The organism is Paracoccus sp. MBLB3053 (genome assembly GCF_031822435.1).
GTDB classification, from domain to species: domain Bacteria; phylum Pseudomonadota; class Alphaproteobacteria; order Rhodobacterales; family Rhodobacteraceae; genus Paracoccus; species Paracoccus aurantius.
In genome coordinates, this window is record NZ_JAVQLW010000005.1 from 72,221 (window position 1) to 92,475 (window position 20,255).

At 63.8% G+C, this 20,255-nt stretch carries 18 protein-coding genes; 2 read left to right on the forward strand and 16 right to left on the reverse strand.

Annotated features, from left to right (window positions below; genetic code table 11):
• Positions 1 to 44: 44 nt before the first annotated feature.
• The 8 genes from RGQ15_RS20540 to RGQ15_RS20575 all read right to left on the reverse strand — a co-directional run bounded on the left by RGQ15_RS20540 (position 45) and on the right by RGQ15_RS20575 (position 8,616).
• The gene (locus RGQ15_RS20540) at positions 45 to 911 is read right to left on the reverse strand and encodes a GNAT family N-acetyltransferase (RefSeq protein WP_311162716.1); all 867 of its coding nucleotides are present in this window, start codon (positions 909 to 911) and stop codon (positions 45 to 47) included.
• 133 nt (positions 912 to 1,044) lie between these two features.
• Complete coding sequence (locus tag RGQ15_RS20545) at positions 1,045 to 2,715, reverse strand: GMC family oxidoreductase (RefSeq protein WP_311162717.1); 1,671 nt, start codon at positions 2,713 to 2,715, stop codon at positions 1,045 to 1,047.
• Positions 2,715 to 3,497, reverse strand: coding sequence for an ABC transporter permease (locus RGQ15_RS20550; protein ID WP_311162718.1), 783 nt, complete (start codon positions 3,495 to 3,497; stop codon positions 2,715 to 2,717). Before RGQ15_RS20550 ends, RGQ15_RS20545 begins: the two co-directional genes overlap by 1 nt.
• Positions 3,497 to 4,360: an ABC transporter permease gene (locus RGQ15_RS20555; protein ID WP_311162719.1), complete on the reverse strand. Its 864-nt coding sequence runs from the start codon at positions 4,358 to 4,360 to the stop codon at positions 3,497 to 3,499. Before RGQ15_RS20555 ends, RGQ15_RS20550 begins: the two co-directional genes overlap by 1 nt.
• Before the next feature lie 14 nt (positions 4,361 to 4,374).
• On the reverse strand, positions 4,375 to 5,412 hold the full coding sequence (locus tag RGQ15_RS20560; RefSeq protein WP_311162721.1) for an ABC transporter substrate-binding protein: 1,038 nt from the start codon (positions 5,410 to 5,412) through the stop codon (positions 4,375 to 4,377).
• Positions 5,413 to 5,465: 53 nt separating this feature from the next.
• Positions 5,466 to 6,668 carry an NAD(P)/FAD-dependent oxidoreductase gene (locus tag RGQ15_RS20565; protein WP_311162722.1) on the reverse strand — a complete coding sequence of 401 codons (1,203 nt, stop codon included), beginning with the start codon at positions 6,666 to 6,668 and terminating at the stop codon, positions 5,466 to 5,468.
• A gap of 94 nt (positions 6,669 to 6,762) precedes the next feature.
• Positions 6,763 to 7,488, reverse strand: coding sequence for an HAD-IA family hydrolase (locus tag RGQ15_RS20570; protein WP_311162723.1), 726 nt, complete (start codon positions 7,486 to 7,488; stop codon positions 6,763 to 6,765).
• Between the two features lie 15 nt (positions 7,489 to 7,503).
• The gene (locus RGQ15_RS20575; protein WP_311162724.1) at positions 7,504 to 8,616 is read right to left on the reverse strand and encodes an ABC transporter ATP-binding protein; all 1,113 of its coding nucleotides are present in this window, start codon (positions 8,614 to 8,616) and stop codon (positions 7,504 to 7,506) included.
• 169 nt (positions 8,617 to 8,785) lie between these two features.
• On the opposite strand from RGQ15_RS20575, the gene RGQ15_RS20580 reads away from it, so the two are divergent.
• The gene (locus tag RGQ15_RS20580; RefSeq protein ID WP_311162725.1) at positions 8,786 to 9,730 is read left to right on the forward strand and encodes a LysR substrate-binding domain-containing protein; all 945 of its coding nucleotides are present in this window, start codon (positions 8,786 to 8,788) and stop codon (positions 9,728 to 9,730) included.
• A gap of 21 nt (positions 9,731 to 9,751) precedes the next feature.
• Here the strand turns inward: RGQ15_RS20580 and RGQ15_RS20585 are convergent, their stop codons facing one another.
• The 7 genes from RGQ15_RS20585 to RGQ15_RS20615 all read right to left on the reverse strand — a co-directional run bounded on the left by RGQ15_RS20585 (position 9,752) and on the right by RGQ15_RS20615 (position 16,377).
• Entirely contained in the window at positions 9,752 to 10,990 is a 1,239-nt protein-coding gene (locus RGQ15_RS20585; protein ID WP_311162727.1) for a type II toxin-antitoxin system HipA family toxin, read from the reverse strand.
• A complete protein-coding gene (locus RGQ15_RS20590) occupies positions 10,987 to 11,295 on the reverse strand; it encodes a helix-turn-helix domain-containing protein (protein ID WP_311162728.1) in 309 nt (102 codons plus the stop codon). The genes RGQ15_RS20585 and RGQ15_RS20590 overlap by 4 nt, the downstream gene beginning before the upstream one ends.
• 77 nt (positions 11,296 to 11,372) lie before the next feature.
• Positions 11,373 to 13,067 carry an ABC transporter permease gene (locus RGQ15_RS20595; protein ID WP_311162730.1) on the reverse strand — a complete coding sequence of 565 codons (1,695 nt, stop codon included), beginning with the start codon at positions 13,065 to 13,067 and terminating at the stop codon, positions 11,373 to 11,375.
• A gap of 49 nt (positions 13,068 to 13,116) precedes the next feature.
• The gene (locus RGQ15_RS20600) at positions 13,117 to 14,142 is read right to left on the reverse strand and encodes a Fe(3+) ABC transporter substrate-binding protein (protein WP_311162731.1); all 1,026 of its coding nucleotides are present in this window, start codon (positions 14,140 to 14,142) and stop codon (positions 13,117 to 13,119) included.
• A 74-nt stretch (positions 14,143 to 14,216) separates the two neighbouring features.
• Positions 14,217 to 15,317, reverse strand: coding sequence for an ABC transporter ATP-binding protein (locus RGQ15_RS20605; protein WP_311162733.1), 1,101 nt, complete (start codon positions 15,315 to 15,317; stop codon positions 14,217 to 14,219).
• A gap of 345 nt (positions 15,318 to 15,662) precedes the next feature.
• Positions 15,663 to 15,935, reverse strand: a complete 273-nt coding sequence (locus RGQ15_RS20610; RefSeq protein ID WP_311162735.1) for a hypothetical protein — start codon at positions 15,933 to 15,935, stop codon at positions 15,663 to 15,665.
• 202 nt (positions 15,936 to 16,137) lie between these two features.
• Positions 16,138 to 16,377 (reverse strand): DUF1127 domain-containing protein, encoded by a 240-nt coding sequence (locus tag RGQ15_RS20615; RefSeq protein WP_311162737.1) that lies wholly within the window; start codon positions 16,375 to 16,377, stop codon positions 16,138 to 16,140.
• 328 nt (positions 16,378 to 16,705) lie between these two features.
• Between RGQ15_RS20615 and RGQ15_RS20620 the strand changes: the two genes are divergently transcribed.
• A complete protein-coding gene (locus tag RGQ15_RS20620; RefSeq protein ID WP_311162739.1) occupies positions 16,706 to 19,501 on the forward strand; it encodes an AMP-binding protein in 2,796 nt (931 codons plus the stop codon).
• Here the strand turns inward: RGQ15_RS20620 and RGQ15_RS20625 are convergent.
• Positions 19,474 to 20,244, reverse strand: a complete 771-nt coding sequence (locus RGQ15_RS20625) for an SDR family NAD(P)-dependent oxidoreductase (protein ID WP_311162741.1) — start codon at positions 20,242 to 20,244, stop codon at positions 19,474 to 19,476. The genes RGQ15_RS20620 and RGQ15_RS20625 overlap by 28 nt on opposite strands.
• Positions 20,245 to 20,255 lie beyond the last annotated feature (11 nt).

Sequence of the window (20,255 nt, forward strand, 5' to 3'; positions counted from 1 at the left end):
AAGCTTCCAAGAAAGACGGGGGCAGTTTCTCGCCCCCGCGGCCATCAGCCCAGAGCCTGGTTGATGAGCCCGTAAGTTCTGGCGGGGCCCACCGGATCGGGCAAGGTTTCCAGCGACATGCGCTGGACCGTGTCATATTGCACGATGCCGGAACTGGTCAGGAAGTCCTTGAACGTGCCATCGACCTCGCGCGTATCGACCCGCAGGAACTCCCCTTGATGACCTGCGATGAAGGGGCCACACAAGGCGATCGCGTCGGCATCGCTTTCGGCCACGATCGGGCCGATCACCCGCCCGCGCCCGAAATGCCGCATCAAGGCAAAGCCCGCGATCCGTCCTGCCCGCTCGATCACCATGCCATCCGACACCGCAAGCATCGCTTGCATGACTTCGGGGCGGGCAACCCCCATGGCATCGCGATCAAGCTGCAGCACCGCATCGGCGTCGCTGGCCCGCATCGGCCGCGCGATCGGCGCGAAGGCCGGCGCTGCCGTGACGATCCCGTTCATCTGATAAACCGTCGCCAGCGTCTTGAATCCCAGCGAGACATACAGCCGGAACGCCTGCTTTGTCGCATTGAGCACGCGTGCCCGACCCCGCGTTTCGTTCAGGATATGGCGCATCAACCACCCGCCCGCGCCGTGTTCCTGCAGACGGGGCGAGGTGATGACCATCCCGATCGAGGCGACGCTGTCGGAATAGGGAAACCACATCGCCGATCCGAAGACCCTGCCGATCGGGTCGCGAACAACCCAGCCCTGCCCCAGCCCGATCACCATTTCCCAGTCATCCGCGCGATGCGGCCAGCTGACGGCGACCGAGAGCTCGTGCAGCCGGGGAATGTCGTCAACGGTCATCCGTTCGAGGCTCAGCTCGTAGCCAGCGATTTCGATCGTCTCCGCAATTTCCAAAGTCCGCTCCTGCCAGATTGCTGCCTTTTCCCCATCCTATCGGCGGGCGAAAAGGCTAACCTAGCGGAAATCGGCAGGAAACAGCATATCCTGCTAATTCACGTCGCGACATTCGCTCTGAGGCTCGGATCTGTCAGGCGATGAGGCGGTCGGCGATCCTTTCGGCAATCATCAATGTAGGCAGGTTGGTATTCGCACAAGGGATCGTCGGCATGATCGACGCATCCGCGACAGTCAGGCCATCCACGCCGATCACGCCTCCATCGGAATCGGTCACCGCCATGGCGTCATCTGCGCGACCCATCCGGCAGCTGCCCGAAGGATGCCAGGTTCCGCCGACATTGGCCCGCACGAATTCCTCGAGCGCGGCGGGATCGGCAAGCAGCCCCGAGAGCGTCCTGCCCATGGTGATGGCGGAATGAACGAGCGCCGAGCGCAACGGCCCCGCGACATCCAGAAGCCCCGAGAGCGTCCCGCGCTGCAGGGCGTTCCAAAGGCCCGGCCGGGCAATGCGCGCAACACGCGGGGTATAGCTTGCCGGAAAGACCGGTCCGCACCGCCCTCTGAGCATCGGGTCCGTCAGCACCTCGGCCCCGCGTCTCAGCGCGTCGCAAAGTCGGACCAGGTCGCGTTCATCCGAAAGCATCCTGAAGTTTACCGCGGGCGCCGTGCCGGGATCGGAGCTCACCAGCCGGACCCAGCCACGCGAATAGGATTTGTTGACCCAGAAGAAGATGCTGCCCATGCGCAAGCCGACCGAATGCCAACCCGATCGTGAAAGGATCGCGCCATGCATGTCCCCCGCGGGCGCTTCCGCGAGCCCCGAGGAGTAACGCCAGACGGCCTGTTCGTGATGCTCGCCCCGGTCCTGCACCCGCATCGATGGCGGCAGGAAGGTCGAAACCGCGATCGAGGGATGTTCCATCAGGTTTCGGCCGACACCGCCACGGTCCGCAAGGACATTGATCCCCAGCGACTGCAATTCGCCGCCCGGTCCGATCCCCGACCGCAAGAGGATCGCCGGGCTGTGGATCGCACCCGCGCAAAGGACGACCCTTGGCGCCGCAATCGTCACGACGCCTTCGGGTCCGAGGATTTCGGCCCCGGCGACCCGCCGCCCTTGGAAGATGAGCCGCAAGGCCCGGTGCCGGGTCAGGATGGCCAGGTTCGGCCTTCGTCGCACCTCCGGCGTCAGCCAGACAACCGAAGCGGGCTGACGTTCGCCCTTGTCGCTGATCGCGGTCACGCCTCGGAAGGTTCCGTCCTGCCATTCTCCGTTCTGGTCCGGCCGAACCGGATGGCCCCGCGCATCAAGTGTTTCCATCACGTGGCGCACGAAGGGCGACAAGGCCCTATCAGATGCCCTGCGCAAGACCAGAGGGCCGGACTTGCCATGGTATGGCCCGTCCTCGTCGCGATCGGCTTCGATGCGGCGAAAGACCGCAAGGACGTCGTCCCATCCCCAGCCCGTCGCACCTGCCTCGACCCATTCCGCGTAATCCGAGGGCGCCCCGCGGTTCGACATCAGCGCGTTGATCGCCGATCCTCCCCCCAGAATCTGCGCCTGTTCGTACCGTCTGGCTGCGGACGGGCCGTAGCTGGCTGAAAGGCCCGCCCAGATGTTTCGCGGGTCCAGATAGGCCCGACCGGGATAGCGGCTGCGGATTTCGTCCGGCATCTCGGCCTCGGAAATGTCCCGCCCGGCCTCAACCAGGACCACCCGCCGCGACGGATCTTCCGAAAGCCGCGCCGCCATGACGCATCCGGACGAGCCGCCGCCAAGGATCACGACATCGGCCTGCATCAGCGCTTCCGCAGGTTCAGCGACATGATCGCAAGGACAAGAAAGCTGGCCGCCGTCAGCAAGGTGCTGAGCGCGGCGATGGTCGGGTCGATCTCGTCGCGCAGCGCGGTGAACATCTTCTTTGTCAGCGTCTGGTTTTCGCCCCCGGCGATGAAGATCGCGACGACCGTCTCATCCAGGGCCGAGATGAAGGCAAAGACCAGGCCAGAGACGACCGAGGGCCGGATTTGCGGCAGGGTCACGGCGAAAAAGGCGCGCGGGCGGTTCATGCCCAGGCTGCGCGCGACCATTTCCTGTGCCGGATCGAACTTCCGCAGACCGACAAGAACAGAGGTGATGACATAGGGCATGCCCAGCATGACGTTGGCGAGGATCAGCCCCGGCAGCGTCGCGAGCAGGCCGATATTGGCATAGATCAGGAAAATGCCGACGGCCGTGATGACGATGGGCACGACCAGCGGCAAAAGCAACAGGACTTGAAGCGCCCCGGCAAGCCGTGCCCTCGCCATGTTCAGCCCATAGGCCGCCGCAGTCCCAAGAACCGTCGCGATCAGCGCGCTGCTGACCGAGACGATCAGGCTGACCCGCCCCGCCGCGATCCATGCCGGGTCGCCAAGCAGCGATTGATACCAGCGCAACGACCAGCCCGGCGGCGGAAACTGCAGGAAACGCGCACTGGAAAAGGACATCGGCGCGATGATGAGGATGGGCACCATCAGCCAGATCATGGCGATTGCGGTGAAGGCATAAAGCGCGATGCGGGTGGATGACAGGTTGCGCATTATCGCACCCCCATGATGCGGTCGAAGGGGATCAGGCGGCTGGCAAGCTTGAAGATCAGGAAGACGCAGACCAGCAGCACGATGCTGATGGAACTGGCAGCGCCCCATTCGTGGTAGATCTCGATATTGCGCGCGACCAGCATCGACACCATGAAGGCGCGCCCGCCGCCCAGGAGTTCCGGCGTGATATAGAAGCCCAAGGTCAGCACGAAGACCAGCACGGAACCCGCGACGATCCCCGGAACGGATAGCGGAAGATAGACATGGCGAAAGACAAAACCCGGCTGTCCGCCAAGGCTGGAGCCAGCCATCTTGAGTTCGGGCGGGATCTTCTGCATGGCCGCGAACAGCGGCAGGACCATGAAGGGCAGCAGGATGTGGATGGTCGCCATGATCGTGCCGAATTCATTGTTCACCAGGGCCAGCGGTTGCTCGATGATCCCTGCCTTGATCAGCATCGAATTTACGATGCCCCGCCTTTGCAGCAGGATCAGCCAGGCATAGGCCCGCACCAGAACCGAGGTCCAGAACGGCAAGAGCACCGTCGCAAGGATCAGCATCTGCCAGCCCCGCGTTGCATGGGCCGCCACATAGGCGATTGGATAGCCGATGAGCAAAGCCGCGGCGGTCACGATGAAGGCTATCCGGAAGGTTTGCAGAAAGGCCGTCAGGTAGATCCCATCGGTCAGGAAGCGGCCATAATGCGCCAGCGTGAAGCCGTCGGCGTCGCGGATCGATTGCCACGCCAGCCAGAGCAGCGGCGCGATCATCAGCAAGGCCACGACGGCCAGGGCAGGGGCCAGCAGGGCAAGCACGAGACGCTGTTCGCGCCTTTCGTGCAGAACTTCGGGACTGTCGCTCACGCTGGCCCCCTTGCTCATTGCTGGATGAACGCGGCCCAGCGGGCCATCGCATCATCCCCAGCGGGCGAGGCCCACCACTCGGTCGAGACGAGCACCTGCTTGGCGGCGTTGTCAGGCGAGGAAGGCATTTCGGCCGCCCGCTCGGGCGTGATCTTGCCGGTCTCGTAGGCTTTCGGATTGGCAGGGCCGTAGTCGATATAGGCCGGGAAGTTCGCCTGGATTTCTGGGTCGAGCGCCGCATCGACGAATTTCACCGCCGTCTCGGCATTCGGCGCACCCTTGAGGATGCAAAGCGAGGTGTATTGCAGCATCCCCTCGTTATAGGTGAAATCCACCGGCGCGCCTTCGGCCTTTACGGCCGAGACGCGGCCATTCCAGGCCATCACGATATCGGCCTCGCCATCCGCCAGAAGCTGGGCCGATTGCGCGCCCGATGTCCACCAGACATTGATGCTGGGCTTGATCTGCTCGAGCTTCTTGAAGGCGCGGTCGACGTCCAGCGGATACATTTCATCGGGCTTCACGCCGTCGGCCAGCAGCGCCGCCTCAAGCGTGGCAAGCGGATGGTTTCGCAAGGCCCGTGTGCCCGGGAATTTCTCGACATTCCAGAAATCGGCCCAGCTTTGCGGGGCGCCATTCGGAAAGGCGTCGGGATTGTAGGCAAGCACGCTGGAATAGAATTCATATGCGACCGAATAGTCGCTGCGATACTCGGCAGGCATGGCCGCGACATTCGGCATCTTGGCCAGGTCGAATTTTTCGATCATGCCCTGTTCCCCGCCGCGCAGACAGTCCTTGGTCGGTGTGTCCACCACATCCCAAATGGGCTTGCCGGTCTCGGTCTGGGTGCGAAGCTGCGGCCAGGCATCGGGACTGCTGTCCTGCTTGATGGTGATACCCGTCTTTTCGCTGACCGGGTCCAGGATCGCCTTCGTCTGAGCCTCCTGATAGGCGCCGCCCTGGCTCACGAATACAACTTCCTCAGCATGAGCCGCGGCGGCAAAAGCCAGGGCAGAGGCGGTCAGGCCCAGTCTGAAATACCGGTATTTCATCATCTCATCTCCTGTTGGCGGGCCGACGGCCCGGTGAAGCTGAGCCTCGGCTCTTAGCGGCCGATGGCATCGAGAAACTGGTAGTAGCCCGCAACCAGCCGGACGGCGGGTTCACGGATTTCGTAAAATGGAACGGGCCGCAGGGCCTCTGAGGTCAGAAGACCCGCATCGGTCTTCTGGCCCAGCACCATCCGCGCGGCGTGCCGCCCGATCATGCTGGCCAACGCGACCCCGGTTCCATTGTAGCCAAGCGAGAATGTCACCCGATCGTCCAGCCGGGACAGATGCGGCAGGCTGTCCATGGTCATGCCGACAAGCCCCGACCAGCGATGCGTGACCGCGACACCGGCAAGCTGTGGAAACTGGCGTCGCATTGCCTTTTCCAGCGCGGCGAATGCCGCGGCGCTGTCCGCCTTGCCGAAGGCCCCACGACCGCCATAGACAAGCCGCCCCCCCGCCTTCCGAAACCAGCGCATCATGCGCCGCGTCTCGGTATAGCTGCGGTCGTGCTCCAGCATGGGCCGATCCAGCAGCTCGGTCGCGATCATTGCCGACCGAAACGGGATCAGCCGCCTTCTGACGGCATCGGTCGCGGGCGTCAGGTCGGAATAGCCGTTCGTCGCGATCACCACCTGCCGCGCCCGAACCACGCCGCGATCGGTGTGAAGTTCGATCCCGTCGGCCGTCCGGCCAAGCCGGGTCACCGGCGTCTCGCAGTAGATGCGTATCCCCTGCCCCGCCAGCGCCCGCGCCATCCCCAGAACATAGTTCAGTGGATGTATGACGCCGCCATGGCGGTTCAGCATGCCGCCCGGAAAATCCCGGGAACCGGTTTCGGCCTTCATTTCCTCGGGCCCCAGCATCGAGATCGCCTGATCGCCCAACGTGCCGGTCAACCAGTCCGCCTCGGCCCTCAGCGCATCCAGTGCGACCTGGTTATGGGCGCAGCGCAGCGATCCGGTGGGGCGGTAATCCGCCCCCTTGATCCCCAGTTCCTCGATGGTTTCGCCGACATGGTCGATGGCCTCGATCCCGAGGTCATGCATGCGCCGTGCCGTTTCCAGGTCCCAGCGCCGCGCCATCTCGGCAAAGCCGATGCGGAACTTGCCGGACACGACGCCACCATTGCGCCCCGATGCCCCCCAGCCGATCCGGCTGGCCTCGATGACCACCGGCTCAACCCCCGAGGCGGCAAGGTAGCGGGCCGTCGACAGGCCGGTATAGCCCGCCCCGATGATGGCGACATCGGCACTCACATCCCCTTGCATCGCCGGCAGGGAGGGAAATGCCGTGGCGTTTTGCCGCCACAGCGAGGCGATGTCAGGGAACGGAGGCACGGCCCGCATAGGTTCAGGCCGCCGCGCTCAAGGACGTGGCCTTTTCCGCCTCGACCGCATCCGCGAGATCCTTGAGGCAGGTGAAGTGGAAATCGGGCTTCGTGACCTGTTTCGGGATCGGCGTCCCGCCGAAGCCTTCCAGACCCGCGCGACGTTCGATCCAGCAGGTCGTGTAACCCTGTTCACGGGCGACGCCGATATCGTGGTGCTGGCTTTGGGCGACATGCAGGATCTCGGACTGCTTGTAGCCGAATGCCGATTGCCGGCCGAGATTGAACGAGAAGAAGCGCGGGTCCGGCTTCGCGACGCCGGTTTCATCGCAGGTCACCCCGTCATGGAAGGGATTGCCCAGCGTGTGGGCATAGGCGGTGAACGCGGTCCGGTCCGCATTGGTCATGGCCACCAGCCGGAAATGCTTGCGCAGGCGGGCCAAGGCCTCGACGGAATCCGAAAATGCGGGCCAGCGCAGGCAGGCAAGCTGGAACGCATCCGCGGTCGCTTCAGACGTATCGAAACCCGCCTCGTTCGCCAGCGAAAGATAGACATCCTTCATCGCGAAGGATGACCGGCCATAGAACTTGTCGCGCCCGCGCAGATAGGGCTCGAAGATCTCGTAATCGCTTGCCGCCGCGGCCTTCTCGCCGCCCAGCTTGCGCACGGCGTTCAGGATGCCGCTTTCGAAATCGATCAGCGTCCCGACCACGTCGAAGGTCAGCACCTTGAAATCGGTCAGTTTCATGTTCGGATGTCCTTGTCAGTTGTTCGAAGCAGGTTGGCGCGTCGCATCCGCAGCGTCTGGGACTACGATCGTGTCATCGGGGTGCAGGTGCAGGACCAGCCTTTCGCCGGGCCCCCGCAAAAGGGCTCTGCCACCGTGGTTCGCCGGCAGGCGAAGGCTCAGTTCCTCGCCGCTGTCGAGCCGCGCAAAGATGCGGTAGCTTTCGCCCTGGTAGAGAGTGTCTCGGATCGTGACGGGAATGGCGTTAAGACCGCCCTCTTCGCCCAGAACCAGTTTCTCGGAATGCAGCACGAGGTTCAGCCCGCCTTCCTTCGGCAAGGGGCGCGCGCTGACCAGTTCGACCCCGGCAAGGGAAATTCGGTTTCCCCCCGCGCGGCGCACCGGAAGAATCGTCGCCTCGCCGATGAAGCCGGCGACAAAGCTGTCGGCCGGGTGGTCGTGCAATTCCTGAGGCGGCGCAAGCTGGACGATCCGCCCGTTGCGCATCACCGCGACGCGATCCGACATGGTCAGCGCCTCGCGCTGGTCATGGGTCACATAGATGATCGTCGCGGAAAGCTTTTCGTGCAGGGCCTTCAACTCGATCTGCATGTTTTCGCGAAGCTGCTTGTCCAGCGCCGAAAGCGGTTCGTCCATCAGGATCAGCCTCGGCTCGAAGATCATGGCACGGGCCAATGCGACGCGCTGGCGCTGCCCGCCCGACAAGGCGGAAATCGCCCGATCCTCGTAACCCTTCAGGTCGACCATCGCGAGCGCCGATTGCAGTTTCGCCGGCCAGTCGGCCTTGGGCATGCGACGCGCGCGCAGCGGAAAGGTGATATTCTCGCCCACCGTCATGTGTGGAAACAGCGCGTAATTCTGAAAGACAATGCCGATGTCGCGCCGGTGCGGCGGCTCGAATGTAATGTCCCGCTCACCCAGAAGGATCTGCCCCGAGGTCGGCTGGACAAATCCGCCGAGCAGCCCGAGACAGGTCGTCTTGCCTGAACCCGACGGCCCGAGGATCGACAGGAACTCGTTCGGCGCGACATCAAGGCTCACGTTGTCAAGCGCCAGGAACTTGCCATAGGCCTTTGTCGCATTGCGGATCGAGACGCCGATCTTCTCGTGTTCAACGGGGCTTGCCATCACGCGGGCCAGACCTTTCCTCATGCGGGCACGGTGCCGCAAGATGCGGGAGCGATGCGCCATTCCTGTTGGTGAGAGGGGCTTTCTCGCCCTCGATTACAGTGATGTTGGACCCGGTCACCCGCAGATGGCAATTGAAAAAAGATCCGGGTCATGGTAACAAAATGTAATGCCAAGCCCGCGTCTTTCCCTACCTTCGCTGAACGCGCTTTATACCTTCGAGGCCGTCGGGCGGCGCAGCAGTTTCGCCCGCGCCTCCGAGGAATTGAATGTCACCCCCGCCGCCGTCAGCCGGATGGTCGCGCGGCTCGAAGACCATCTGGGCGTTGCCGTTTGCACCCGCGAGGCAGGTGGCGTGCAGTTGACCGAAGAAGGCGCAATCCTGCATCGCGCCACCAGCCACGGGCTGAATGCGATTGCCGCGGCCATCGAGGAAATCGAAAGCCGAAGACGCGGCGTGGACACTGTCTCGATCTCGCTTTCGACCGGGTTTACAACGCATTGGCTGATGCCGCGCATGTCGCGGTTCAAGGAACGATTTCCCCATGTCGAGCTGCGATTTCAGCTGATCATGGGCGCGCTTTCCGGCCCGGTCAGCGATGTCGATTTCGGCATGCGCTTCGTCGACGGCGCAGATGACCGGCACGAGGCGGCTTTCGTCATGCCCGAAATCCTGGTGCCCATCTGCTCGCCGGGCTTTGCCGCGCGCGGTGCGACGGTCGACCTGCCGCCTTTCGATTCCTGGCAGCCCGTCGCCCCGGCAGAGCCGCAGCAGGGCTGGTCGCACCTCTTCTTCGCGGCAGGCGAGGGAGAAGCACCGAAGACGCAGCTTTTCTTTTCGGATTACGCGATCGTGGTTCAGGCCGCGATGCTGGGCCAGGGAGTCGCGCTCGGCTGGCTGAATGTCGTGGCCTATTGGCTGTGCAGCGGCGCGCTCGTCCCGGCGATGCCCGCCCATCGCGCAACCGGCAGGCGTTGTCATTTCATCAATCGGCGTGACCGGCCTCTCAGCCAGATCGCGACGGCAGTGCGCAACTGGATGATCGACGAAGTCCGCGCCGATGCCAAGGCCGTCGTCGAAACCTTCCCCGAGCTTGGAATCGAGCCCTTCTGAGGCCCGGGGCGGAAAGGCAGCCTACCAGTTCCGTGCCTCGACCAGCGCCGCTCCGATCGTTCTGGCCAAGGCTGCGGGCACCTGCGCCTGATCCGCGACCTGCTGCCATTTTGCGATGGCCGCATCCACCTCGTCTCGGATTTCGGCGGCTCGCCTCGGCTTGATCCCGGTTCTTGCGGCAACCTCGTCAAACTGCACCCGACCGGGCCTGCGCCCTTCTCCGGCGACAAGCAACGTATGTTCGCCCCCCGGCCCGCTGCTGAAGCTCAGATCATAGGCCGGAGCAAGGCGCCACGTTCCGCCACGGTCCATGAGAAATGCGTGGTTCTTCAGATGGTCGTCCCGGTTTTGACTGCGCACGTTGAAGACCATGCGCCGGAACATCTCTTCGACGATGCGCTGATCGCGGGTCATGATCCGGACAAGTTTCACAAGCTCGACATAGTCCAGCGTCGCCGTGCGAAAATCGGCATCGAGAAGGGCCGCGACTGTCTGCATGTGCAGCCGGCCATTGCCCTCGCGATCGAAGCGGTCGGTGACGAAGAACGGCTCTCCCGAGGTCGCGCGCAGGATCTCGACAGGCGACATGGCAATACCCGCGACCCGGGCCATTTCGGCATAGGCGGCCTCGGCCTCGACCGCCCCCTTTTCGTCCCCGATCGCGCGGCGCTTTACCAAGACCTGCCGCCAACCCGGCTCCCATGGCAGCCGGTGCCCCCGCAGCCGCGCACCATCTTGCGACAATTGCGCCACGAATTTCGGCCGAGCCCCCTGCGAGCCGCCAGCCATCATCCGCAGCCGCTCCAGATCCTCGGCCGTCGCACCATGGCCCACCTCGGGCACCAGCCGATCGAACCAGTCCAGGCTGATTTCGACCTGCTCATCGGCCTGTTCCTCGGGACGGTAGCTCAAGGCCCCCATCCCGTCACGGCCCACCATGGCAAGCCGGTCAAGGTCGGTTATGTCATGGCGCTGCCACCCTCGGGCCGCGAGTTCCCGGTCAATCAGCAGTCTTCCCCAACCATCCGGCAGACTGTCGCCAAAGAGGCCCGGCAGATCGCCAAAGGCACGTGCCCTTGGCCGCAGCAGCGCTGTCGGTGCCTTGACCAACAGGGGACTGACCGGCAAGGGTCGGGCCACGAAGTCCGGGGACCATTCGGCGACGGCGTGCCTCACCGTGGCATCCCAACCAAGCGTGGCCACCGGCAGCGGCGGGCCATCGTCGAAATCAAGTGCCGCATGCAGCCTTCGGCGCGTCATGACTTTTTCCGCCCCCGCGCGCGTTTCGGAAGCACCGCCCGACGCTCGACCTCGTCAAGCGTGCGGGCCTCGGGCAACGGAAAAAGACCCGAGAACCCGTCAAGCGCATCAAGTGCCTCGGCAATTGCAAGCAACGAGGCAAAGGACAGCTCGCCGATCCGCTCGAACCTTTTCAGCGTGCCCAGCGGCACGCCTGATCGCTCGGCAAGTTCGGCCTGCGTCAGCCCCAGCGCAAGGCGCCGATTTCGGGCGGCGGCGCGGACCTCATCCTGGATATCGGGCGCAGTGGCAAGACCGGGAATCATGTAGCACCATTCAGATAATGGATCTGATATTATCCATTATCTATGGATTTTGCTATCAATGGATAGCATTTGATCCATTATTTTGGTACAAGGTCGTTGCGTTCCTGGTCGTTCCGACCGATCCGCGCAAGCAGCACGACAGGCAGGATCCCGACGAGAACGATGGCCAGCGCCGCGATGGCCGCCTCTTCATATGTCCCGCGCGAGGCTTCACCGTATAGATGCGTGGCAAGCGTCTCGAAATTCAGCGGGCGCAGCAGGAGCGTCGCCGACAGTTCCTTCATGCAGTCGACAAAGACCAGCAATCCTGCAGCCGCCAATGCGGCTTTCGACAGGGGCAGATGGACATGACGCAATGTGCCGCTCATGTCCTGACCCAAGGCGCGGGCCGCGTGATCGTAACTGCGGGGAATGCGGCTCAGCCCGGCCTCCACCGAGCCGACCGAGATGGCCAGGAAGCGTGCAAGATAGGCATAGCCGAGCGCCAGGCCAGATCCGATAAGGACGAGGCCCGCCGAGAAACCGAACCATTCCCGAGCGCTGCGGTCGATCAGCCGGTCAAGCGCCCCTACGGAAATCAGGATACCCAGCGCAAGCACGGTCCCCGGCATCGCATAGCCAAGGGTCGAGACACGCTGCACCACCTGCATCGCACGATGCGGAAAGGCACGTGAGGCATAGGCCACCGTCAGCCCGCAGATCAGGACGATCAGGGTCGCCACCGCCGAAAGAACGAATGTGTTTCGTGCTTCGATCAGCAACCGATCCGAAAGGCCGGCGAACTGAAACCGCTTCCACGCCTCGACCGCAAGGTAAAGCGCAGGCGTCAGGAAGCCCAGCACTACCGGGATCGCGCCTGCGGCGAAAGCGGCAAATGCGGCCTTGCCGGACAGCCTACGCGGAGAAAAGGGTCGTGCCCGCTGGGCGCTGACGGTGTAGCGCTGACGCCTGCGCGCCCATCGTTCAAGAGAAACCAGCATCACCACCAGGGCAATCATCGCAATCGAGATCTGTGCCGCTCCGGGAAGGTCCGAGCGCGTCACCCAGGTTGTATAGATCGAGATGGTCAGGGACCGGACCCCAAGGAATTCCGACGCCCCGATATCGTTCAATGTCTCCATCAGCGCCAGACTGACCCCGACGGCAATGGCTGGCCGCGCCAGAGGAAGTCCGACCCGACGGAACACCTCGCGCCGACTGGTTCCCAAGGTGCGCGATACCTCGACGAGGTTCGCCGCCTGGGTCAGGAACATCGCCCGCGTCGGCAGGTAGACATAGGGATAGAGCACCAGGCTCAGCAAAAGGATCGCTCCGGGCATCGAACGGATGTCGGGCAGGCGGAATTCGCGTGGGCTTTCATAGCCCAGCATGGCCCGGATCACCGACTGGACGGGACCCAGCGGATGCAGCAGGTCGAGATAGGCATAGGCCACGATATAGGTCGGCACCGCAAGTGGAAGCAGCAGCGCCCATTCCAGCACCCGCCTGCCCCGGAAATCATAGGCCGTGACCAGCCAGGCGGCCGAGGTGCCGATCACCGCGACCAGCAGCCCCACCCCCGCCATCAGGATCGCGGTCTGCGACATCGCATGCGGCAGGACATGCGCCGCCAGATGGCCCCACAGCCCGGCCGAGCCCCGTGTCGCTTGCCAGAGCAGCGCGGCGACCGGCACCACGACAAGCCCGGCGATCAGCAGGCTGGCAATAAGCCAGCCGCGCCCGCGCGGTCGGGAACGGCGCAGCCTGCCGGCATCTGGAATCGAGCTGTTCATCACGCGCAACTTTCCCGGCAACTTCGGTTCGGGCTGCCGGGCAGTCCCATCAATTGTCGAAGCCGACCTTGTCGACCAATTCGCTGGCTTCTTTGCGATGGGTCACGATCTCGGTCAGGGGGGCCGGATCCACACTCAACTCACCGAAGGAGGCGACGATCGGGTCGATCGCGGCCCCTGGCTTCACGGGATATTCGAAATTGGCTTCGCCATAGATCTTCTGCGCTTCATCCGAGACAAGGAATTCCAGAAGCTTGACCGCTTCATCCTTGTTCGGCGCATGTTTCGCCAGCGCAGCCCCGCTGATGTTCACATGCGTGCCGCCATCTGCGAAGGTCGGCAGGATGACCTTGATCGCATCGCCCCAGGCGCGCTGCTCATCGCCGCCCTTACCCGAACGCATGAGCCCGACGTAATAGGAATTCGCCACGGCAATGTCGCAGATCCCGCCCAGAATGTCCTTGGCCCCGTCGCGATCTCCGCCACCGGCCTTTCGGGCCAGGTTCGCCTTGATGCCGTTGAGCCATTGTTCGGTTTCCTCGCTGCCATGATGCGACAGGAAGGCCGAAATCAACCCGGTATTGTAGGGATGCTGCCCCGAGCGGATGCAGATCTTGCCCTTCCATTTCGGGTCCGCCAGATCCTCATAGGTGAGGGCATCCAGATCCAGATCCGTGGCCGCATAGACCACTCGGGCACGGATCGAAAGTGCGAACCATTCATTGCCCGGGTCGCGCAGGTTCTCGGGCACAGCGGCAGTCAGAATCTCGGAATCGACCGGCTGGGTCAGACCCTTTTCGGCCAGGTCGGCAAGGTTTCCGACATCGACGGCCATGAGGATGTCCGCAGGTGAGCTTTCGCCCTCGGATGCGACGCGCTCGGCCAGGCCATCCTTCAGAAAGATCGTGTTCACCTTGACGCCGCTCGAAGCGGTAAAGGCCTCCAGCAAGGGCTCGACCAGCCCGGGCTCGCGAGAGGTGTAAAGGTTCAGTTCCTGCGCAAAGGCACTCCCCGCCCCGACAAGCAGCATCGCGCTTGCACAAATTGCTTTCGACGAATGCCCAACAAACTTCATTCCATGCCCTCCCTCGGGATTGAGCCAAGTCGGCCGACCCGGCGCCCTTTTTCCCGTTAGCTTGGCTTATAAATTCAGTCAAGTTTTCCGTCTGCAGCCGGATCGATGGTGGAAGCCGGGATGGGTTCGGGAAAGACATGAACCTGGGCGCCGTTCAGAAGTAGGCTGACCTTTTCCCCCACGGCCATGGGAACGCGTTCATGGCTGTGCATGCGCAGGGGCTCGGCAAGAGGGTGAACGCTGATATCGATCTGTTCGCTTTCCCCCATGAAGGTCTTTCCGACGATCCGGGCCGAGATCCCTTCCCCGTCCGGCCCGATCGAAAGCGCCTGTGGCCGGATGCAGGCCAGAACAAGGGATCCTTCCGGCAGCGACAGCAGGGCCGGAAACCGTCCGATCGGAGTTTCGACGCTGCCCCCGCTCCAGATCCCGGCAAGGCGGTTGCATGGCCCCATGAACTCGGCGGCATAGGACGAGATCGGGCGGTCATAGATGTCGAACGGTGAGCCTGTCTGTTCGATCTGGCCCCGCCGCATCAGGACGATCATGTCGCCGACGGCCAAGGCTTCTTGCGGATCATGAGTGACGATGATGGCCGTCATGCCGAGCTTGCGAAGGATGTCGACCGTCTCCTTGCGCACGCGTTCCCGCAATCCCTGGTCGAGATTCGAAAATGGTTCATCCATCAAAAGGATGGCCGGCTCGGGCGCAAGCGCCCGGGCCAGCGCGACGCGCTGCTGTTCGCCGCCCGACAGGGAATAGGGAAAGCGATCCAGCAGATGCAGGATGCCGATCCGATCGGCGATTTCCCGGACACGACGCAGCTGGTCGGCCTTGGACAAAGCGCGCAGCCCGAAGGCCAGGTTCTCGGCGACGCTCAGATGGGGAAACAGCGCGTAATCCTGGAACATGAAGCCGATGCGCCGGCTTTCGGGCTCGACGAACCGGTTCGGGCCCACGATTTCGTTCCCGTTCATCAGGATGTTGCCGCCATCGGGTCTGTCGACACCGGATATGATCCTGAGCAGCGTCGACTTGCCGCAGCCCGACTCTCCCAAAAGGCAGCTGATCCGGCCAGCGGGCAGCGTCAGCGAGATATCCGACAGGACCGTCCGTCCGCCAAAGCGACGAGAGATCTTCTCGAGGTGAAGCGCGATCGGCGCGGGACCAGGCATTCCTGTATCACTTTCCAAATTTGCCGTGCCTGACGCCGTTTCTGTCCGGCACGCGGGCTCGGGGCAGCTCGTGCAGTCGTGTTCTAGGAATATGCGGGACGTTTCGTCTACCCCGCAAGCGCGCCAATGGCATCTGCGCTTTGCCCTTCGTGGCCATGGCGGTCGTGTGGCACAGGATCAATTGGCGCTCGCGATGGCCCGCGCGGTCGAAAAGGGGATTCCCTTCCCTTACCGGGGCGCGGCCTCGTTGCGATGAAAATTTGTGAGCATTTTCTGCGCCCTAGGGCGCGAAGGATGACGAGCTGCTGGAAAATACCTCCGCAACGCTTCGATCCACCCTGCTGCTCAGATCAGGGCCAGATCCGGCGTCGATATCTTCTCGACCGCATTTCCACGCCCGGCATGGCGTGCGGCGGGGCCGATATCCCAGATGCTCGAGGAAAGGCTTGCCACCTCGACGATCTGATAGGATGTCGCGAGCAGGTCATCAATCGCCCGCTGCGCAGCCTCGGCCGCGTTCTCGCGCGCATCATCTACCCCGGGAGCGGCGCCGGATATATTCAGATCCACCAGCGCGGCACGCAGGGCTACAAGCAAGTCGTTCGGGATTTCAGTCATGGTCTGCTTTCTTTTGACGGCGCAACGTCCGAAACGAAAAATCGTTTCATCGTCGCACGCCAAATCGAAAATGACCGTCAGGGCACCCCGATCCCTGCACGCGCAGGGATCATCCGAGGGGCCGGTTTCGTGTCGGGGCGATCCTGCCGCAATTGGCCGCCCGCATCACGCAGTTCTGTGCTGGAATGCACCGATCCGAAGATCAGGAGGCGAGATATTTCTCGGCCGCCTGACGTCCGGCAAGTGCCGCGAGACGGGGAACATCGAACCGGCTCAGGCCCAGATCGGCAAGTTCGCGATCATTGGTCATCGACAGTTCTTCATAGGTCCGGCGCTGGATGCGACGACCGACGAGATAGGCCCGGATACGGCGGAAAAGGTCGGGTTTCGAAGGCTGCGCCATCTGGCCGCGGCCCAGGCTCGCAAGTGCTGCTGCGTTCATGATCATATTCCTCTTGGTTGCGCTAACAATGTAGATGCTGCGTCGCAGCATGAGCAGTAGCGATCGAGTCATTGCAGCTATGCTTCAATGTGATGGCAAAAGGGGTCAGCCATGCGACACACGCAACGCAGCCCCTGGCCGCGTGCAAATCACCTTCTGGCCATTCGCATCGGAAAGGCCCGAGCAAGGCGGTCGCCGGCAGGCTGATGCCCGCTTGCGTGCCGGCACTCGCGCAGATTTCCGGGTGGCGTGCGACATGGCTTGACGTGGCGCCCATTCATGGCGACGACAGGCGCTTGAACATTTCCACGCGATGACGGACCCTCGGATGTCTCAGCCCTACAGAACAGTCTCTGCCGAACTCGCAGGCGCCCTGACGATGCATCGCGATCGAGTCGCGCTGCGTGACCGAGGCCTTCGCCTGACCTATGGCGAGCTGGCCGCGTTCGTCGCCGCCTGTCGCGTTCCCATGGCCGGGCAGAGGGCCGTCGCGCTCTACGGCGCGCCCGGCGCGCTGTTCGGCGCGACCGCGGCCACGGCGGTCATCGCGGGTTGCCCCTTCGTGCACCTCGACCCGGCCATGCCGAACTCGGTGCTTGCCAATATCCTCGACGAACTCGAAATCGGGCTCGTCATCGTCTCTCAGACCCCGCGCGACGGCCAGTTGCCGGCGGGGTGCCAGGTGCTCGACGCCAGCACCTTTCTCGGCGCGCCCGCGACGGCCGCCACCGCGCCCGCAGAATTCCCGCCCTCGCATCCCATCTATCTGGTCGCCACTTCGGGCACGACCGGTCGACCGAAATGCATTCCCGTCACCCATGACGCGGCATTCCTTTCGTATGAGTGGCGCGACGCCTATACGCCCTACCTGCCCGGCATGAAGGTCGGCTGCTACATCTTCGCGATCTGGGAAATGTTCCGCCCGCTGCGCAATGGCGGCGAGGTATGCTTTCCCGGAATCGAGGATCTGCTTTCACCCCAGGCGCTCGCGACCTTCATGGCCGATCACGATCTTCACGAGATGCTCTTCACGCCCTCCTTCTTCGAAAAGATGCTGCAGGGGCTCGATGCCGAACGTGCCGCCTCGCTGCCGCTCCGCCGCATCATCCTGAACGGCGAGGTCGTCAGCGACCGCCTAATCCGCGAGGCGCAGGCGAAGCTGCCGGATGTCGCACTCTGGAACCTCTACAGCATCTGCGAAACCCATGACATCTGCATGTCCCGGGTGACGGGACCGGCCAGCCGGGCCGAAGGCGTCAGCGTCGGCAAGGCCATGCCCCATCTGCGCGCCATCGTCTTGGATGACAACGACCTTCCCGGCCCCTCAGGCACCCCCGGACTTCTGCATTTCGCGGGCCCGCGCATGCTGGGGCCGGGTTACGTGAACCGCCCCGAGGAAACCGCCCGACGGTTCCGTGACCTGACCATCGAAGGCCGCGAGCTGCGCCTTTACGATACCGGCGATCAGGGCTTCGTCGAGCCAGACGGCGAAATCGTCGTGCTGGGCCGCGTCGCCCATATGCTGAAGCTGCGCGGCCACAGCATCCAGACCCGCGAACTGACTGAAACCATGGCCGGATTGCTGGGCTTTTCTCACGCCATCCCCTGGGTGCAGCAGGTCGGCGAACAGGGTCAGGCGCTCGTCTTCTATTACACGGCCGATGCCCGGCAGACCGCCAGCAACAGCGCCCGCTGGCCCGGCGCGGGCGAGACCGCCCGCACGCCCGAAGCGCTCGCGGCCGCCCTGCGCGCGGTCCTTCCGGCCTATTGCGTTCCAAGCTATCTCGTCCAGCTTGACGAGATCCCGATCCACGAGGTTTCGGGGAAATGCAATTACAAGGCCCTGCCCGCCATCTCGCCGCAGATCGGCACCGACGCAGGCGCAAGCGACGCCCTGCCAGTGGTCGCACAGGCCGCGCGCATCATCTGCTGCGGTGAAACTCAGATAGATCCGTCTCGATCCTTCCACGATCACGGCGGTGATTCCCTGATGTGCGTCGACTTCATCGTCTCGCTCGAACGCGACTATGACACCCGCGTCGATTTCGACTGGGCGCTGAACCTGCCGCTTGCGCGGTTGCACGATTTGCTGAGCGCCAGAGAAACCGCCAAGCCCGTCGCGGCCTTCGACCGCCCCGGCATCCTTCTGACCGGCGCGACGGGCTTTCTCGGCCGGCATGTCCTGGCCGAAGCGGTGCGGCTGCTTCCCGAAGGCCAGGTGGTCTATTGCCTTGTCCGGCCAAGGGATGACGAGGCCGCGCAGCGTCTCGATGCGACAGCCGCCGAATTGGACATCCCGCAAGACCGGGTCGTTCTGGTTGCGGGCAGCATGGATGCTGCCGAATTCGGTCTCGCGGCCGCCGATTACGCGGCGCTTTGCCAGCAGGTCTTCCGCGTCATCCATTGCGCCGCGATCGTCAATCTCGCCGTCGATCGGGCCCAGATGGAGCAATGGTCGCGCATCGGCATCGCCGCCGTGCTGGATTTCTGCCGGAATGCCAAAGCCGACCTGCGCTTTTCCTCGTCGAACGCGGTCTTTCCCGAAGAAGGCGGCCCCCATCCCGAAGCACCTGCGGCGGACTTCGCCGCATGCTCGGGCTATGGCGCGGCCAAGATCGCGGCCGAGCGCCAGATCGAAGCCTCGGGCCTTCCTGCGCTGATCGTCCGGCTGCCCTCACTTTACGATATGGCGGCGCCCAATCCGAAGGATATCTGCGAAAACATCCTCGCGGCCTGCCGGGCTTCGCAAAGCCTGCCGGCGGGGCTGTGCTTTCCCATGACGGATGTGCGCGCGGCGGCCGCGTTTCTCGTGCATGCGGCGGCCCCCGGGGCGGTCGAATTCTGCAACCTGATCGCGGATGATCCGCTGACCGCGCGCCAGGGCATGGAGGCGTTCGAAACCCTTCCCGCCGAAACCTGGCTGGCCAGGGCACCGCTTGCCGAACCCGTTCGCAAGCTGATCGCGGCCGCGCCCTCCACCCTGCACGCCAACGCCCGATTCCGCAACGAGGCGGCGAAGGCACATTGGTGCAAGGCGGGGCTGGGCGCGTTCGACCGGATCTGCGACGCCCCTGCCCTGCTCGACGCGAGGCTGGGTTACCAGAGAGAGCCCGCGTTGACCTGAACATCCTCCATCGTGATCGCACGCGCCGCATCGCTGACAAGAAAGGCGGCAAGTGCTGCGATCTCATCGGGCTGGACCAGCTTGCCCTGCGGGTTCGAGGCCTCGTATTTCGCGACGACCTCGGCCCGAGGCGCACCGGCGGCGACCTCGTCATCGATGAATTTCTTCAGCATCTCGGTTTCGACCCAGGTCGGGCTGATGCTCGTGCAGGTGATGCCATGGGCCGCGCCCTCAAGGCTGACGCAGCGCCCAAGCCCAAGCAGACCGGCCTTCGAGGCGCAATATGCGGCATTGTTCGCCATGCCCTGATGCGCCGCGACCGAAGCGATGTTGACGATCCGGCCCCAGCCCCGCTGCTTCATCAGCGGCATCACGGCGCGGATCATCTTGAACGTCCCGGTCAGGTTCGTGTCCAGCGTATCGTCCCAGATGCGGTCCGAATGGTCGATCACGGCGGCTTCCTCATAGACACCGGCCGCGTTCACCAGAATGTCGACCTGTCCGTGTTCGACAACAAGGTCCCCGACGAAACGGGCGCAGCTTTCGCTGTCACGCACGTCAACCTGGCCAAAGCTGATCGCCTCACCGAACTCGGCCCTCAGTTCGGCGCTCAGCTCGGCATCCGCGCCCCGCCGCGCCCCGATGCGGACAAGTGTCCCCTCACCGGCAAGCCGCCTCGCCACGGCCCGCCCGATTCCGGACAGCCCGCCCGTGACAATTGCAATCTTCTTCTGGCTCTTCATCAAGTTCATCT